At 58.7% G+C, this 17,414-nt stretch carries 14 protein-coding genes; all 14 read left to right on the forward strand.

Features of this window, described 5'->3' with window-relative positions:
* The first annotated feature begins 108 nt into the window (after positions 1-108).
* The 14 genes from MHH28_RS29380 (at position 109) to MHH28_RS29445 (ending at position 17,267) form a co-directional block, all read left to right on the forward strand.
* On the forward strand, positions 109-486 hold the full coding sequence (locus MHH28_RS29380; protein ID WP_405108474.1) for a PH domain-containing protein: 378 nt from the start codon (positions 109-111) through the stop codon (positions 484-486).
* A gap of 182 nt (positions 487-668) precedes the next feature.
* Positions 669-2,246 carry a gamma-glutamyltransferase gene (gene ggt / locus MHH28_RS29385; RefSeq protein WP_405108477.1) on the forward strand — a complete coding sequence of 526 codons (1,578 nt, stop codon included), beginning with the start codon at positions 669-671 and terminating at the stop codon, positions 2,244-2,246.
* Between the two features lie 488 nt (positions 2,247-2,734).
* Positions 2,735-4,114, forward strand: coding sequence for an amidase family protein (locus MHH28_RS29390; RefSeq protein WP_405108479.1), 1,380 nt, complete (start codon positions 2,735-2,737; stop codon positions 4,112-4,114).
* A 504-nt stretch (positions 4,115-4,618) separates the two neighbouring features.
* Complete coding sequence (locus MHH28_RS29395) at positions 4,619-6,193, forward strand: PucR family transcriptional regulator (RefSeq protein ID WP_405108481.1); 1,575 nt, start codon at positions 4,619-4,621, stop codon at positions 6,191-6,193.
* 45 nt (positions 6,194-6,238) lie between these two features.
* Positions 6,239-6,868, forward strand: coding sequence for an NTP transferase domain-containing protein (locus MHH28_RS29400; RefSeq protein WP_405108484.1), 630 nt, complete (start codon positions 6,239-6,241; stop codon positions 6,866-6,868).
* A gap of 211 nt (positions 6,869-7,079) precedes the next feature.
* Positions 7,080-8,255, forward strand: a complete 1,176-nt coding sequence (locus MHH28_RS29405) for a BMP family ABC transporter substrate-binding protein (RefSeq protein ID WP_405108486.1) — start codon at positions 7,080-7,082, stop codon at positions 8,253-8,255.
* Between the two features lie 105 nt (positions 8,256-8,360).
* Complete coding sequence (locus MHH28_RS29410; protein WP_405108489.1) at positions 8,361-9,893, forward strand: ABC transporter ATP-binding protein; 1,533 nt, start codon at positions 8,361-8,363, stop codon at positions 9,891-9,893.
* Positions 9,890-11,005, forward strand: coding sequence for an ABC transporter permease (locus MHH28_RS29415; RefSeq protein WP_405108492.1), 1,116 nt, complete (start codon positions 9,890-9,892; stop codon positions 11,003-11,005). Before MHH28_RS29410 ends, MHH28_RS29415 begins: the two co-directional genes overlap by 4 nt.
* 30 nt (positions 11,006-11,035) lie before the next feature.
* Positions 11,036-11,965, forward strand: coding sequence for an ABC transporter permease (locus MHH28_RS29420; RefSeq protein ID WP_405108494.1), 930 nt, complete (start codon positions 11,036-11,038; stop codon positions 11,963-11,965).
* Between the two features lie 52 nt (positions 11,966-12,017).
* Positions 12,018-12,536: a 2-oxo-4-hydroxy-4-carboxy-5-ureidoimidazoline decarboxylase gene (gene uraD / locus MHH28_RS29425; protein WP_405108497.1), complete on the forward strand. Its 519-nt coding sequence runs from the start codon at positions 12,018-12,020 to the stop codon at positions 12,534-12,536.
* 48 nt (positions 12,537-12,584) lie between these two features.
* Positions 12,585-12,971 (forward strand): hydroxyisourate hydrolase, encoded by a 387-nt coding sequence (gene uraH / locus MHH28_RS29430; RefSeq protein WP_405117307.1) that lies wholly within the window; start codon positions 12,585-12,587, stop codon positions 12,969-12,971.
* 62 nt (positions 12,972-13,033) lie between these two features.
* Positions 13,034-14,431: an allantoinase AllB gene (gene allB, locus MHH28_RS29435; RefSeq protein WP_405108500.1), complete on the forward strand. Its 1,398-nt coding sequence runs from the start codon at positions 13,034-13,036 to the stop codon at positions 14,429-14,431.
* Entirely contained in the window at positions 14,428-15,786 is a 1,359-nt protein-coding gene (locus MHH28_RS29440) for a Zn-dependent hydrolase (protein ID WP_405108503.1), read from the forward strand. Before allB ends, MHH28_RS29440 begins: the two co-directional genes overlap by 4 nt.
* 248 nt (positions 15,787-16,034) lie before the next feature.
* Positions 16,035-17,267: a pyridoxal-phosphate-dependent aminotransferase family protein gene (locus tag MHH28_RS29445; RefSeq protein ID WP_405108506.1), complete on the forward strand. Its 1,233-nt coding sequence runs from the start codon at positions 16,035-16,037 to the stop codon at positions 17,265-17,267.
* Positions 17,268-17,414: the final 147 nt, after the last annotated feature.

Below are 17,414 nucleotides of genomic sequence, written 5' to 3' on the forward strand. Positions count from 1 at the left end.
GCAAGGGAGAATTGTTCGCACTGAGACATAAATGCATGGTTCGGCAAGTAGTATGGAGTGTGGCGAAGGGGCGTTGCCCCCATATTGGCTGCGGAAAAGAGGAGAGCTATGGCGATTTTTAACGGATTGTTAGGCAATGCTACCCAGGTGGAGCTGGGGGAGGTACAGCGGGAATATGGACGGATTCTGGCTCCGCATGAAAAGATTGAGCGCGCCTATAAGCTGGTCCGTGACATGTTTATTTTCACAGACAAACGGCTGATTCTTGTAGACAAGCAGGGCATGACCGGCAAGAAAACCGAATATCACTCCGTTCCCTACAAAAGCATCTCCCATTACTCGGTGGAGACGGCGGGGCATTTCGACCTGGATGCGGAGCTGTGCCTGTATATCTCGGGCGCGGGACTGCCGCTGAAGAAAACCTTCAACAAATCCGTCGATATTTATGAGGTGCAGGCTGTGCTGTCGCAATACATCCTGAAATAAGGGGATGTTGATGTGTGAAAAGGCCCGCTCCGCATCGTCTGCTTCTGTCCTAAAGTTTGTGCATGGCTCACAAAATAAGCGGCGGCACATGTATGGTCCCGCTGAGGCCGTTGACAGGGGCTCCGGGCGTGCTGTTAAATGACACTAACTTAAGCGGCAGGGAAGGGAGGCGGGGGTGGCCTATGAGCAGAGGACCTGTAATCGGAACGAAAACGATGGTGGTCAGCCCGCACTATCTGGCCTCGGCGGCGGGCGCGCAAGTTTTGGCCAAAGGCGGCAACGCCTATGATGCGGCCGTTGCAGTCAGCGCGGCGCTGGCTGTGGTCTATCCGCATATGACCGGGCTCGGCGGCGACGCCTTCTGGCTATGCTACAGCGCCGGCGAAGGGCGTGTGCGGGCCTACAACGGCAGCGGACGCTCAGGCTACGCCGTCCGCCGGGACTGCTATGCCGGGGAGGAAGCTATTCCCCGGCGGGGGGTGCGCAGCGCCATTACGGTGCCCGGAATGGCGGATAGCTGGTCAGCCGTCCAGCGGGAGTATGGACGGCTGACCCTGGCCGAGGTGCTGGAGCCGGCTATCGGCTACAGCGCCGGGGGTTTTCCGCTGTCGCCGGATCAACACAGCGGCAGCGTTCTGGCCGGAGCCGCGCTGTCGCCCGAAGCGGCGGCGGTCTATCTTCCCGGCGGCCGGATTCCGGCGGCGGGAGAGCGGTTTGTACAGCGGCAGCTGGCCGGGACGCTGCGGCTGCTTGCGGCGGGAGGCCGGGATGCTTTTTATAAAGGGAGCATTGCGGAAGAAATCTGTGACTACATGCGCGCTTCCGGCGGTTACTTGACCCGCGATGATTTCGCGGACCACCAGGGCAGCTGGGAAGAGCCGCTCCAGACAGAGTACCATGGGCATACCGTCTATCAGGTTCCGCCGAACTCACAGGGCTTCACGGCGCTCCTAGCGCTTAATATCCTGGAGCATTCTGACTTCGCGGAGATCAGGCACGGCTCCTATGAGTATTATCATCTGCTGGTGGAGGCGCTGAAGCTGAGCTTCCGTGACCGCGACCAGGTGCTCACTGACCCGGACTTCAGCAGCATTCCGCTGGACCGCCTGCTGGGTAAGCCCTATGCAGCACAGCTTGCGGGCGGGATCTCTGCCCGTAAGGCGCTTGCTTTCAGCAGCGAACCGGTCGGCCGGGATACGGCGTATGCGGCTGTGGTGGATGAAGAGGGCAACGCGGTGTCGTTCATCCAGAGTCTGTATTTCGAATTCGGGTCAGGGGTGGTAGCCGGGAATACGGGGATTCTGCTCCAGAACCGCGGGTCTTTTTTCTCACTTGACCCTGCCCATGTCAATACGCTGGAGCCGCATAAGCGCACCTTCCACACTTTGATGCCGGCGATGGCCTGCCGGGAGGGGAAGCCGGCTTATCTCTATGGCACACAGGGCGGTGAAGGGCAGCCGCAGACACAGACCCTGCTGCTCACGCGCATGCTTCACTACGGGATGGACCCGCAGACGGCAGTAAGCGAACCCCGCTTCGTCTGGGGCAGAACCTGGGGGGAGCCGACCCAGGAGCTGAGGATCGAGAACCGGGTGGCGGAAGCAGTGCGGGCAGAGCTGGCGGAAGCGGGCCATCTTGTCCGTGAGGCAGAGAGCTATGACGGGGTGATGGGGCATGCCCACGCCATCTCGATTGATGGTAATGGCTACCGCAGTGGGGGGACGGACCCTCGCTCTGACGGGGTAGCTATCGGGTGGTAGGCGGTTAGAGTATGGCTGGGAGAGAAGAAGACAGGAAGATAGGGAGATAGGGAGATAGGAAGACATGGAAGACAGGAAGACTAATAGAGCATCAGATTTCAACTTGTGAAAATTACTTTAACTAATCGCTTGCGGAAGGTTTGGCGCGGCCCTATCAGAGTGCAAGGGGTCAGCTTAATTGTAATCTGTACAACTAAATCCTCGAATGTGCCGCCGAATCTCCGTTTAGCTGTATTTCGTACAATTAAAATACCTCTGTACTTGAATTTTCGCCCATTCGGGCAGATTTAGTTGTACAGAGTACAGTTAGAAAAGGAAAACTTGTCTTTTCACGGTGTTTAGATGTACAAAATACAACTATCGCCGAATTCTCGGCTTAAACGCAGCTTCATCCCTTACTTGCTCTACTAGAAGAGGAGAAGGCAGAGTGATTAAGGGGATAAGGATAGAATAATCCGGTTGGTCCGGGAGGGAGAGGGTGGAGCGGCATGGTTCTTAATAATCGGCACGGTGCATTCCTTGCCCCGGAGCTTGAGGTTCCCGGCAGCGGATACGGGGTATTGCACGGTCTGACCTTCACGGTAAAAGATGTCTTTGCGGTGGCGGGGCACCGTTCTTCCGCCGGTAACCCGGACTGGCTGCGCAGTCATGAAACGGCGGCAGTCCATGCAGAGGTTGTGCGCAGGCTGCTGGAAGCCGGAGCTACGCTGCGGGGGGCTGCCCATACGGATGAGCTGATGTACAGCCTTGGCGGAGAGAACTATCATTACGGCACCCCGGTGAATCCGCACGGGGAGAACCGGATTCCCGGCGGCTCATCCAGCGGATCTGCGGTGGCGGTGGCTTCGGGAAGCGTAGATTTCGCCCTCGGTACGGATACGGGCGGCTCTATCCGGGTTCCTTCGGCTTATTGCGGTGTATTCGGCTATCGTCCGACCCACGGGGCGGTATCCCTGGAGGGGGTTATTCCGCTGGCCCCGGCTTTTGACACGGTGGGCTGGATCGCGGGAAGCACGGAGCTACTGCTGAAGGTGGGGCGCGTTCTGCTTGAGGCTACGGACAGTGGCGGAGTTGCCTGTGACGGGGAGAACAGGAAAAAGGCGGGCGATCTGCTCGAAATTGCGGACAGAGGCGGAGATGCCTGTGACGGGGAGAACAGGAAGAAGGTGGGCGATTTGCTCGGGTCTGCGGACGGCGTCGTAGTTGCCCAGGGCATGGAGAATAGCATGAAGCAGAGCAGTGGCGAGTCGGTTGAAGAGTCCGGCGCAGACCTCAGGCTGTCCCGGATGTTCATCTCCCCGGAATGCTGGGCACTCACGGAACCGGACTGCATAGGCTATCTGAAGCAGGGGCTGGACAAGCTTCAGGCAGGCGCCTCCTTGCAGGCTGATGAAGCCGTGATTGCCCCAGAGGGCTTGAAGACCTTGATGGACGCCTTCCGCGAGTTGCAGGGTGCCGAGATCTGGGCAACCCATGGGGAGTGGATCGGGCGGGAGCAGCCGGTCTTCGGGCCGGATATTGCCGCCCGGTTCGCTTGGGCGGCGGGGCTGGCCGGGGCGGATCACAGCCCGTCCGCTATGCTGCGCAGCCGGATCACTCGGCGGCTGCGGGCGCTGCTCGGGAAGGACGGCTGTCTCGTCCTTCCGACTGTGCCGGGTCCGGCCCCGCTGCGCGGCGCCGGACCCGGGCAGCTGGAGCGGAGCCGCAGCAGCGCCATGATGCTCAGCTGCCTGGCCGGACTGGCCGGACTGCCGCAGGTTACGCTGCCGGTGCCCGGCCCCGGCGGACTGCCGCTGGGATTGTCCATCATCGGCGGGCAAGGACAAGATCTCAGACTCCTGTCCTGGATACAGGAGGTATGGAAGTAGGAAGTCATAGCCCTGGTTCTCTGTACTAAGAGAACCAGGGCTATTTGCTGATTGCTCAGTGTATGCGGAAAACAGCATCCAATGTGCCATTACTGGGGGAGCGGGCCATATGTATGCTAAAAACCGAACACATTTGGCCGATGCGGGGTGAGCGGGCAGGATGTATGCGAAAAACAGCATAAAATCAGTAGATACAGGGTGAGTGGTCCAGATGTATGCGGAAAACAGCATACATTGGGCAACTGCGAGGGATGTGGGCCAGATGTATGCGGAAAACAGAATACATCCGGCAACTGCGAAGATACGTGGGCCATATGCAGCTTCATGAGACCAAAACAGAGTCGCTGCCGTCATTAATGTAATGTTAACTAACACAAATAATCCTATCTATAACTTTTCTCTTTCCAACAGCGGTTATTTTATCTATAATGTTACATAAAGTAACATATGAATCGAATGGATCTACAATGAACCTATTATGAAGATACAGAAGGAGGGGTGGCCATGCATCTTACGGTGGAAGAAGCGTTGTCCATTTATCCTTTATCCGAAGCTAAGCTTATCGCCGGTTCCAAGGGGAAGCACAGGATTGTGAAATCGATCAATGTAATGGATGCTCCCGATATCTCGGACTGGATCAAGGAAGGGGAAATGCTGCTGACCACAGCCTATCTGATCAAGGATAGTCCGGGGGATGCCTCGGCACTGGTGCAGATGCTGAACCGGCGCGGGTCAGCGGGTCTGGGCATTAAGCTGGGCCGGTTCTGGGAGGCTGTGCCGCCGCCCTTGATTGCGGAAGCGGAGCAGCTGAATTTCCCGCTGATCGAGCTGCCGTTCCAGTTCACCTTCTCCGACCAGATGAACGGCTTGTTCCGCGCGGAGCTGTCGCGCAGCGTCAGTGCCTTGCAGAGCATGATGGAGAAGCAGCGGCTGCTGATGCGTCTCGCCTTGCGTTCCGGGCGCAGCCGTCCGCTGCTCGATTCCGTCTCCGGGATCATCGGTTATCCGCTGGCGGTAACCAACAACCGGGGGATGGTAGTCTTCAACAACTCGGGATACGGCGAGAGTGAGCTGCTGGAAGGCTGGCCCTGGCAGCCCCGCAATCAGCGCATCCGGCTCGGCGGGGGTACCGGCTACCGGATTCCGCTGCTGCAAGCGGGGATATGCCTGGGCTACCTTCATTATTACGATATTGATCCTCTGCTGCTGCCTGTGGAAGAAAGCTTGTTCGTACAAGGGGCCGAGCTGATTTCTTATCATATTCATAGCGGGCTGGAGGATTATTTCGAGCAGGCCGGACACCGGGAATTCAGCGGGCTGCTGCGGCGGTTCCTGAAGGACGGGCTGAAATATGCAGAGCTGGCGCAGGCAGCGCTCCGGCTGGAGATTACGCTGCTTCAGTCCCCTTTCCAGCTGCTGCTTACCGATGTGCCCGCTGCGGGAGAAGCCCGGCAGGGAGAGCTGCTGCGGCTGAAGGAGGAGTATTCGGAGCATCCGGCGCTGCAAGGGCAGCAGGCGATTCACTTCCTTGTGGAGGAGGGGCTGCTGTCGCTGTATCCGGCCGGTACGCATCAGCCGGAGTCCTTCCGGGCGCTGATACAGGAATGCTTTGACAACCTGAAGTTCGATAAGGGGGATTATCCGCAGGCTGCTGTCAGCAGCGTGAAGCTGAAGCCGGAAGGGCTGAAGGAAGCTTTTGCCGAGATTAAGGAATGTATGGGGATGGCCCGGCAATGGGGCGCGCACGGAAATGTGGTGCATTACCGCCAGCTGGAGCTGGATCTGCTGCTGAGCAAGATTCCGGCAGAGACCATGGAACGTTACTACAACGGCAGTCTCCGTGGACTGCTTAGCCGGGAACCGGAATATGTTAAGGAGATGCTCCACACGCTGGAGGTCTATCTGGAGAATGACGGCCATGTGAACGAGACGGCCAAGAAGCTGTTTATTCACCGCAATACGGCCACTTACCGGATGGAGAAGCTCAGCGAGCTGCTGGATGTCGATTTCAAAAAAATCAATGATCTCATGAAGCTGAAGCTGGTATTCCTGTTCCGCCGCATGCTGGAGCGAGAATAACCGTCTTCCTTTCAGCGGATTGCCCAAAAAAAGGAGTGGAGAACAATGAAGGTGGCCGGAATCTTTTTGGCAGCAGGCCGCAGTAATGGAGCAAGGGCCTCGGAAGGTTCTCTGAACAGGGCGGGCGCGGGCTCAGCCGGTGCGGCGATGCTCAGTGAGCTGGAGACCTGCGGGCTTGCGCCGCTGGTTGTGGTGGTCCGTGCGGATGATCCGCTTAGCTGGCTGCCGCCTGCCGGACAGGGGGAGAATATGCGGCGGATTGAGACTTGTCTGACGGCCCATCTGGGCCTGTCCTTTTCACTGCGCTGCGGCTTGAATGCTGTAGCTTCGCTCCGGCCGGATGCGGTGGTCATTGCGGCGGCGGATCAGCCGTTTGTAGCGGCGGCTCAGATCCGCCGGTTGATCCAAGTGTATGAGCAGCACCCGGAGCTTGAATATGTCACAAGTGCACAGGAAGGGCTGCTCATGCCGCCTGCCCTGTTCGCCAGTTCGCTGTTCGGCGGACTGCAGGAGCTGGATGAGGAAGAGGGCATATCCGCCATTATGCGGACTGAGGAGTATAAGGGGATTATCCTGCCGGAAGAGCCTGTTCAGCCGTTTGCAGAGGCAGGGCCGCCAGAGAGCTTCGGGGAGTTCCGCAGAGAATGGAGCATGCGGGGCGGTAATAGACAGTGAAATCATTCGTCTTCACAATTATGTGAGGTTATATTACGCAGTTTACACTTTGTTGGAGATGTCTTCATGCATGAAGCACAAAACCGGCGCCGCTTCTTATCTGAAAATCCAAAGCTATGTTATATAAATTTACGTAGCTGCTGCTCCTCAGTATAGTAGAGATACATTAATGGCTGTAGCCATTAGAAGAGATATCTGGAGGAGGAGAATTATGAAACGAAGGGGTCAGGCATTCAAATTCAGCGTCATCATGATGTTCCTGCTGGCGGTGGTTCTGACGGGGTGTGCGAAGAATAATACGGGGTCTGATTCAGGCACGGCAGCAACGGCAGCGCCTGCGGCGGAGAGTACACCGGCGGGCAGCGGGGCAGCGGCCACGACAGAGCCGGCAACGGAGAAGCCAACGGTTGCTTTTGTCTATATCGGGCCTCCGGGTGACGGCGGGTATACGTATCAGCATGACCAGGGGCGTCTGTATATGGAGAAGGAGCTTGGGATCAAGGCGGATTTCGTAGAAAATGTACCGGAAAGCGCCGATGCCGAGCGGATCATCACCGAGCTTGCGCAAAACCATGACATCGTGTTCACCACCAGCTTCGGCTATATGGATTTCACCTTGAACGTGGCCGGCAAATTCCCTAACGTGAAGTTCCTGCATGCCTCCGGCTACAAGACAGCCGAGAACATGGGCACCTACTTCGGCAAAAACTATCAGGCAAGTTATCTGTCCGGGATCGCGGCAGGCAAAATGACGAAGAAAAATCATCTCGGCTATGTGGGAGCCTTCCCGATCAGCGAGGTGATCTATAATCTGAACGCCTTCACGCTGGGCGCACAGAGCGTCAACCCGGCGGTGAAGGTGGATGTGGTGTGGACGAATACCTGGTATGACCCTGCCACGGAACGTCAGGCGGCAATCAGCCTGCTCGACAAAGGGGCGGATGTCCTGCTGGCGTATCAGGATTCACCGGCTACCCTTCAGGCTGCGGCGGAACGGGGAGCTTTTGCCGGAGGAAACGACTCGGATATGAGCAAGTATGCACCGGATAACTACTTAACCAATCCTGTATGGAACTGGGGCCCTTATTATGTAAAAGCTGTTCAGTCCGTGATGGACGGAACCTGGAAAAGCGAGCAGTATTCCGGCGATATGGCGGACGGCATGGTGGAGCTTGCCCCCTTCGGCAACAAGGTTCCCGAGGATGTGAAGCAGCTGGTGGAAGAGGCCAAGGCCAAAATCATCAGCGGCGGGCTGGAGGTATTTACCGGACCTATCTCAGATAACAAGGGTAATGTAACTGTTGCGGACGGCCAGAAGCTGACGCTGGAAGAGGTGCTTGGCATGAACTGGCTGGTCAAGGGCGTCGAAGGCACCATCCCGCAATAAGAGCAGCTACATCTTCATACAGCACAGCCTTACGGGTGGGGCGGGTTCCGGATGTCGGAGCCTTCCCCACCTGTACTATAACTACCCTGAAAGGAGCGTATCACCATGCACGACCCTTCGGTTGAAATGCGCGGGATAGTGAAGAGATTCGGTGCTGTAACGGCCAGCGATCAGGTTGATTTTTCGGCGAATGCGGGGGAGATTCACGCGCTGCTCGGGGAGAACGGGGCAGGGAAAAGCACAGTCATGAGCATGCTGTCAGGAGTGTACCGGGCGGACGCAGGAGATATTCTCCTGCACGGCAAACCGGCCAGAATCCGTTCTCCGAAGGATGCGGCACTCCTTGGTGTAGGCATGGTCTTTCAGAACTTCAGACTGGTGCAGAGCCTTACGGCGGCGGAGAATATCGTGCTTGGCGAAAAGTCGTCTTTCTGGCGCGGCAGCAGGTGGATGAAGCATAAGCATGAAGAGATAGAGGCGCTAGCAGAACAGTTTGGCTTGAAATTTCCCGTAGACCGGCCAATCTGGCAGCTGTCTGTCGGCGAGCAGCAGCGCGTTGAGATTGTCAAGACGCTCTACCGGGGGGCAGACATCATCATTCTGGATGAGCCGACCTCGGTGCTGACGCCGGGGGAGGCAGAACAGCTCTTCGGGACCCTTCAGGTGATGAAGCAGGCGGGCAAGACGGTGATCCTGACCACGCATAAAATGAAGGAGGTCATGGCCTCCTCGGACCGGATCTCCGTCATGCGCAAGGGGAAAATGATTGCTTCGCTGATCACGGGCGAGACGGATGAGCTGGAGCTGGCCCGGCTCATGGTAGGCCGGGAGGTGACGATCAGCCGCCAGGAGCGCGAAGCGACTGCCGGAGAGCCGCTACTGATCGTCCGTGATCTGGAGGTGGCTGCGGATCATGGCCGCAAGGCGCTGGATGCCCTGTCGCTTACCGTCCATGAAGGCGAGATTGTGGGCGTGGCCGGAGTCGCAGGCAACGGGCAGAAGGAGCTGGCGGAGGTATTGACAGGACTTCGGGCGTGGAGGACAGGCGAGATCCGGTTTGACGGCAATCCTGTAAAAACAGCTTCGGTAAGAGGAGCCATCGATGCAGGCATCTCGCATGTGCCGGAGAACCGGATGAAGAGCGGCCTTGCCGGACGGCTGGGCTCTGTTGACAATCTGCTGTTCAAGTCTTACCGCAGCGGGGAGCATTCCCGGTTCGGCTTCCTGAAGGCGGCCAGGAACCGCTCCTGGTCGCAGGAGCTGGTCCGCCGCTTCAATGTGAAGACACCTGAGCTGGATACTCCCGTGCAGCAATTATCCGGCGGGAATCAGCAGAAGCTGCTGTTCGCCCGTGAGGTCAGCCACCGTCCGAAGCTGATGGTGGCCGTGCATCCGACACAAGGGCTGGATGTCGGCGCAGCGGCAGGGGTGCATGAGCTGCTGATGGAGCTGCGCAGCTCCGGCAGCGGGGTGCTGCTGATCTCCGAGGATCTGGATGAGCTGCTGCAGTTATCCGACCGCATTCTGGTGATCTACGGCGGTTCAATTATAGGCGAGAGCGATCATGAGCAAGCGGACCGGGAGCGTATCGGCCTGATGATGGCGGGTATCCGGGGCAGGGAGGGAAGTGCCGTATGAGTCCGAAGCCTGGTAGTGAATCTGCAATGCTGACGCCCCTGGCGGGCCGCAGAGGAAGGTGGTACGCCCTCAGGCTGGAATATGATTCAAGCCGCACCCGCTCCCCGTGGTGGACGCCTATCCTGTCCGTTGTGCTGGCGCTCTTGCTCTGTGCGGTATTCATCGCCGCCAATGGAATGAGTCCGCTGGTCGTCTATGAGAAAATGTTTCGCGGAGCCTTCGGCACCTCCTACGGCTTCACAGAAACCATGGTCAAGGCTATCCCGCTGCTGCTCTGCGGGCTAGGCATTGCTGTGGCTTACCGGATCTCCGTGTGGAATATCGGGGCGGAGGGCCAGCTCACAGTAGGCGCTATGGCGGCTACGGCGGTAACGATCTATTTCCCTGACCTGTCTTCCTTCTGGTCCATCACGCTGATGCTGGTTTTCGGTACAGCAGCCGGAGCATTGTGGGGTCTGATGACGGCGGTGCCGCGAACCCATTTCGGAGTCAATGAGCTGATCACCTCTCTGATGCTGAATTATGTGGCCCTGCTGGCTCTGGATTATGTAGTGTTCGGCCCCTGGAAGGACCCGAAGGGATTCAACTTCCCGGGATCGCCGATGTTCACCGCTGCACAGTCCTTGCCGGTGCTTGGGAGCACCCGGCTGCATATCGGGCTGGTCTTCGGCCTCGTGGCCGTGCTGATCTATTATCTGATGATCCGCTTCACCCGCTGGGGCTACGAGCTGCGCCTGATCGGCGCCAATTCTACGGCGGCCCGTTATGCGGGAATCCATATCAAGAAGCATATCATCATCGTCATGCTGATCAGCGGCGGTCTTGCCGGGATTGCCGGCATGGCAGAGGTGTCCGGGGTTACCCATAAGCTGATGCAGGGGATCTCCCCGGGCTATGGCTATACGGCGATCATCGTAGCGTGGCTTGCCAAGCTGAATCCGCTGGGCCTGATTGTGACTTCGATCCTGTTCGGCGGCCTGATTGTGGGCGGCTACAGTGTCCAGACGATCGGATTGCCTTCGTCCATATCGGAAATGCTGCAGGGCGCGATCCTGTTCTTCCTGATTGCCGGCGACATGATTCACCGGTTCCGCATCCGCCGGAGCGCATAACAGCATTCTCGTACAGGAGGGAGTTCACTCATGGATTTCACTACACAGTTATTAATCGCCGCCATCTCTGCCGGAACACCGCTGCTGCTGGCTACCCTGGGCGGCATTCTCACCGAGCGGGCCGGCATCATCCAGCTTGGTGCGGAGGGGCTGATGCTGATGGGGGCGGTGACGACTTGCATTGTCTACATCCGCAGCGGGAATCTGATCCTGGCGCTGCTCTCTGCAGTAGCCATTACAGCCCTGCTGGGCATGGTTCATTCGTTCTTATGTGTCACGCTCCGGGCGAATCAGACGATGTCGGGCTTGGCCATGACGCTGTTTGGCAGCGGCCTTAGCGCTTATGTGGGCAAGCCGATCAGCGGCATTCCGCTTCCCGGCAGCTTGCCCAAGCTGGATCTGGAGATCCTGAAGCCGGTGCCGGTGCTCGGGGAGCTTTTTGGCAGGCTCGATATGCTGACCTGGTTCAGTCTTCTGCTCGTCCTTGTCCTGCATCTGCTAATTCACCATACCTCGTGGGGGCTGCATCTGCGGGCAGTCGGCGACAATCCGGCTACTGCGGACGTCATGGGGATTCGTGTGCAGCTGATCCGTTACTGCTATGTTACTGCCGGAGCTGCGCTGATTGGGCTAGCCGGTGCGGATATGGTGCTGGCGTATGCGCCGACCTGGAATGAAGGGCTGACCGCCGGGCGGGGCTGGATCGCCGTGGGGCTGGTGATTTTCGCCAGATGGAATCCGCTGCGCGCTCTCTTCTGCGCTTACTTCTTCGGAGCGCTCGACTCCCTGGGTTTCCGTATTCAGCTGCTGGGAAGCGCGGTTCCGTCCTATTTTCTGAAAATGATTCCTTACGTCGTAACCATTCTCGTATTGATGTATCTGGGATACCGCAACCGCAACAAGCCCTCCGGTACGCCGGAATCACTGGGAACGCCTTATATCCGGGAACAGCGGTTCTAAGCTGGAGTGGCGCGGGCGGTAATATGCAAATTAGAGGGAAGGAGGCTGGCCTATGAATATACCGGCGGACCGGTTAACTCTGGAGCAGATTAACTCAATGGCAAAAACAGACTTTGTGGAACATCTCGGCGGCATCTTCGAGCATTCGCCTTGGGTAGCAGAGGGGGTGTACAGCAGGCGTCCGTTCGATTCGGTGCAGGAGCTGCATGCTGCCATGATGGAGACAGCACGGCATGCGGAGCCGGGCCAGGTGCTGGCGCTGCTGAGAGCTCACCCGGATCTGGCGACAAGACTTGCGGTCAGTCCGCTGTCAGCGGCTGAGCAGCGGGGGGCCGGACTGGACCGGCTGACACCGGAGGAATTCGTGCAGCTTACCGGGCTGAACGCCGCCTATACAGCGAAATTCCGCTTCCCCTTCATCTTCGCCGTGCGGGGCAAAACGAAAGAAGAGATCCTTAGCGCCATCGGTGAGCGGGTGGGCCGTTCGCTTGAGGAGGAGCAAAAGCAGGCGCTGCTGGAGATTGGTGCGATTACCCGTTTTCGGCTGGAGGATCTGCTGGGGGCGGAATAGAGGCAGCTCACTGCATATTATAGGAGGAAGGTGACGCATTTGTCTGGAATGAACGGACGGCTGACAACCCATGTGCTAGATCTGTCACAGGGGAAGCCTGCGGCGGGCTTGTCGCTTCAGCTCTGGCGGCTGGATGCCGGAGGGTCTGTGCTGCTGCGTGAGGCGGTGACGAATGAGGACGGCAGGCTGGACGCTCCGCTGCTGGCGGGAGAAGAGTTGCAGGCCGGAAGCTATGAGCTGCTATTTATGGCCGGTGATTATTTCCGGGGCGCTCAGGCTGGTGCGGGAGAACCGGAGGCTGAGGAGGGAGCGGGCGCTGTAATCCCGTTCCTGGACCAGATTCCGATCCGCTTCAATATGCCGGACCCCTCTGCCCATTACCATGTACCGCTGCTGGTTGCACCTGGAGGATACAGCACTTATCGCGGGAGTTAACTCGGCAGTTAAGTGTACCGCTGCATCTAATCTTAAGCCAATAGACCGGAGGTGGGCCTATCATGAAGGAAGAAGGTTACGAGCTTATCATCAGGAACGGACAGGTGGTCCTGCCCGGAGATGTCCGCAGGCTTGAGATCGGGGTGAAGGATGGCAGAATCGCTGCGCTGGGCGAAGCCTTACAGGCATCGTCCGAGACCAGAATTCTGGATGCGGAAGGCCAATATGTGCTGCCCGGCATGATCGACATGCATGTTCACTTCAATGAGCCTGCGCTCGGTCACTGGGAGGGCTTCCGCAGCGGGTCGGCTGCTCTTGCGGCCGGCGGCTGCACCTGTTATGCGGATATGCCGCTGAACGGGAATCCGCCGACGGTGAATCTGGAGGCGCTCCGGTTGAAGGCGGATGCCGCAGCCGGGAACTCGGTCGTGGATTATGTGCTGTGGGGCGGCCTTGTGCCCGGCAATCTGGAGGAGCTGGAGGGACTGGCGGCAGCGGGTGTTACCGGATTCAAGGCGTTCATCTCGAATCCCGGCGGTGAAGGCGAGGGCCGGTTCCGTGAGGTGGACGATGATACCCTGTATCAGGGGATGCTTCGGATCGCCGCAACCGGCGGGATTCTCGCCCTGCATGCGGAGAGCGAAGCGATAACCTCGGCGCTGGGGGCGGCGGCACTGCGCGCCGGGCGCAGCAGTGCGCGGGATTTTGCGGCTTCGCGCCCTCCGCAAGCGGAGCTGGAGGCTGTAGCCAAGGCGCTGCTGTACAGTGAGCGGACCGGCTGCAAGCTGCATTTCGTCCATATCAGCACAGCGGCAGCCCTGGAGCTGATTCATGAGGCCAAGCTGCGCGGCCTGGATGTGACCGCAGAGACCTGTCCCCATTATCTCATTCTGGATGAAGACAGCATGGAGACCCTCGGGCCGCTGGCCAAATGCGCGCCGCCCCTGCGCAGCAGCAAGGAGCGGGAACGGCTGTGGGCGGCACTGGCTGCGGGCTGGATGGATCTGGTCGCCTCCGATCATTCCCCCTGTCCTCCCGCATTGAAACTGGCCCCCGGGCTGTCCTTCATGGAAGCGTGGGGCGGGATCTCGGGTGCCCAGAGCAGTCTGGAACTAATGTTCCATGAAGGCGTTCATGTGCGCGGCCTGCCGGTTACGCAGATATCGGCACTGCTGTCCGGTGCGCCTGCCCGGCGGTTCGGGCTGGACGGGAGCAAGGGCTCTATCGCTCCGGGGCTGGATGCCGATCTGGTGCTGCTTGATCCTGATGCAGCCTATACGCTGCGTGCCGAGGATCTGTTGTACCGCCACCGGCATAGTCCCTATGTCGGAATGACCTTATCCTGCAAGGTAACGGCAACCATCTGCCGGGGCAATGTTGTCTATACAGCCGCAGAAGGTATCGCCAATGGCAGCGGAGGGGAATGGCTGCGGATCAAGCACAGCCAGCCGGGGCTATGAAGCCGCCGGTCCCGCAGGTCCCGGCCGGGGAGCTGCTGAAGCTGCTGGATGAACTCGCAGCCTTCAGCGCTCCTGGGCCCGGAGTTACCCGGCTGCTGTATACGCCGGAGTGGTACGGGGTTCAGCATTTTTTGCAGGAGAGAATGGCTGGACTCGGGCTTGAAGTCCGGATGGATCAGGTGGGCAATGTCTATGGCACACTGGCCGGTACACAGGTGAGCGATAAGGTTATCCTGACCGGCTCGCATATCGACACGGTGGTGAACGGCGGACGGTATGACGGCGCTTATGGAGTGGCGGCTGCCGTAACCGCGCTGCATTATCTTCTGGAGACCTTCGGTCCGCCGCTGCGGACGCTTGCGGTGGTGTCCTTCTGCGAGGAAGAGGGCAGCCGCTTCCCGCTGACGTTCTGGGGCTCGGGGAATGTGACCGGGCTATACAGCGGCGGGGAATACCTAGACTGCGCAGATGCTGAAGGGGTCACGTTGGGGGCAGCGATGGCGGCTTGCGGTTTGGGAGGGAAGGATGAGGCAGCAACTGAAGCGGCGGCTGGAGCGGAGGGAAGCGGCAGATTAGCGGATGTTAGGTCAGAAGCCGGAGGGGAAGCTGGATCAGAAGCTGGAGAGGTGAGAGGCCGCTGGGGCAAAGGGAGTCCTGAACGCAGCGAAATCGCCGCTTATGTCGAGCTGCATATTGAACAGGGAATTATTCTGGAACGGACCTCCCGGAGAATCGGGGTTGTGGAGGCCATTGCCGGACAGCGGCGGTATCTTGTCAGGGTCGGCGGGACGGCTAATCATGCAGGGACTACGCCGATGGGGTTAAGGCAGGATGCACTGGCCGGGAGTGCGGAGATGCTGCTGGCGGTGGAGCGGTCCGCCCTGGCGGAGGGTGATCCTCTGGTAGCCACGACCGGACGGCTCGAAGTCTATCCGGGTACATCCAATGTGATCCCCGGGGAAGTGCAGTTCACGCTGGATATCCGGCATAGCGAAGCCGGGAGACTGGAGCGCTTCTGCACAGCGCTCCTGGCGGAGTTCGCAGAGCTTGGCCGCAGGCGCGGCCTGACGCTTGAGACAGAGCTGCTGCTGGAGACCGCTCCTGCCCACATGGATCAGGAGCTGCGCGCGGCACTTGAAGAGATCTGCCTCAGGCAGGGAAAATCCTGCCTGAGCATGGTCAGCGGTGCGGGGCATGACGCCCAGTTGTTCGCCCCGCGCTGCCCGTCCGCGATGATCTTCGTGCCCAGCCGGGGCGGGATCAGCCATTCTCCCGCGGAGTACACCTCCCCGGAGGATCTCGCTGCCGGACTGGAAGTGCTGACGGCTATATTATATGGATTAGCTTATGAATAAGAAGCACTAAAAAATTAACAAAAAGCAAAAAGAAGCGGAGGGGAAATTTGGAACTGTAGGAGCGATAGCGTCCGCCTTTGTCACCGGATTTCCACCGCGAAAAGCGGCACAAATCAAGAAATCTGGTGACAACAGCGGCCGGAAGTCCAAATGTTCACCGCAGCGACGACGAGGCTTAGAGTAGTAATCTTAAGTGCATTTTAAATAATAGTGAGCTCTGATCGTTGGAAGTCTGGAGGGAGAGAATCATGAAGCGGTACGAAGATTTGTCGCCGTCCTTGCGGTGCATTATGACCCCCGGCCCTGTGGAGGTTGATCCGCGTGTGCTGCGGGCGATGTCTTATCCGGTGCTGGGACAATTCGATCCTGAATTCACCGGGATCATGAACGAGACGATGGAAATGCTGCGTGAGCTGTTCGCTACCAGAAATCAGTGGGCCTATCCGGTAGACGGGACTTCACGTTCCGGCATCGAGGCGGTGATGGTCAGCCTGATTGCGCCGGGGGACCGGGTGCTGGTGCCGGTCTTTGGCCGTTTCGGCCATTTGCTCCATGAGATTGCCGAACGCTGCGGCGCTGAGGTGCTTACGATTGAACAGACCTGGGGCCATGTCTTTCCGCCGGAGGAGGTAATTGCAGCTATACGGAGCTTCAAGCCGGATGTGGTGGCGATAGTTCACGGCGAAACCTCTACAGGCCGTGTGCAGCCGCTGGCCGAGATCGGGCGGGCCTGCCGGGAGCAGGATGCGCTGCTGATTGTGGACGCGGTGGCAACGATCGGCGGAGTGCCGGTAGAGACGGATGCCTGGATGCTGGATGCCGTGGTCGGCGGAACGCAAAAATGCCTGTCCATCCCTTCGGGCATGGCCCCGGTTACGTACAATGACCGGGCTGAGGCCAAGCTGCAGAAGCGCAAGCAGATAGAGCGCGGGCTTAGAACTGGCGCAGGCAGCGCCAGTGAGCTGCCGGTGGTGCGCAGTAATTATTTCGACCTGGGCATGCTCCAGGATTACTGGAGTCCCCGGCGGCTCAATCACCATACGGAGATGACCTCTATGCTCTACGCCCTGCGGGAAGGTCTGAGGCTGGTGCTGGAGGAAGGCCTGGAGGCCCGGCATTCCCGGCACAGATTCCATGAGCGGGCCCTTATTGCCGGTCTGTCAGCCATGGGGCTTGTACTGTACGGGGATGCGGAGAGCAAGCTGGCGGTAGTCACCTGTGTGCTCATTCCGGCGGGCATAGACGGGGAAGCTGTCCGTTCCATGCTGCTGGACCGTTTCGGCATTGAGATCGCCAGCTCCTTCGGGCCGTTACAGGGCCTGATCTGGCGGATCGGTACCATGGGCTTCAGCTGCCGTGAGAATAATGTGCTGCGTCTGCTTGGCGCGCTGGAGGCTGTGCTTATCCGCCATGGATACGCAGTGCCTGCCGGAGCGGGCGTCCAGGCGGCACTTGACGTATATGAATCAAAAGTAAGATAATCATACAATGCGATTTGTTCAATAACGGCTTGCACCCCCTTTAGGGGTGTCAGGGCCGTTTTTGCTAAAAAGATAAGAATAAATAACAAAATTATATAAATTGAACTTAAGCATTTAAGTTAAGGGAGAAGTGGCGGAGGAGAATTT

This window comes from Paenibacillus sp. FSL K6-1217 (genome assembly GCF_045040735.1).
Lineage (GTDB): Bacteria > Bacillota > Bacilli > Paenibacillales > Paenibacillaceae > Paenibacillus_AQ.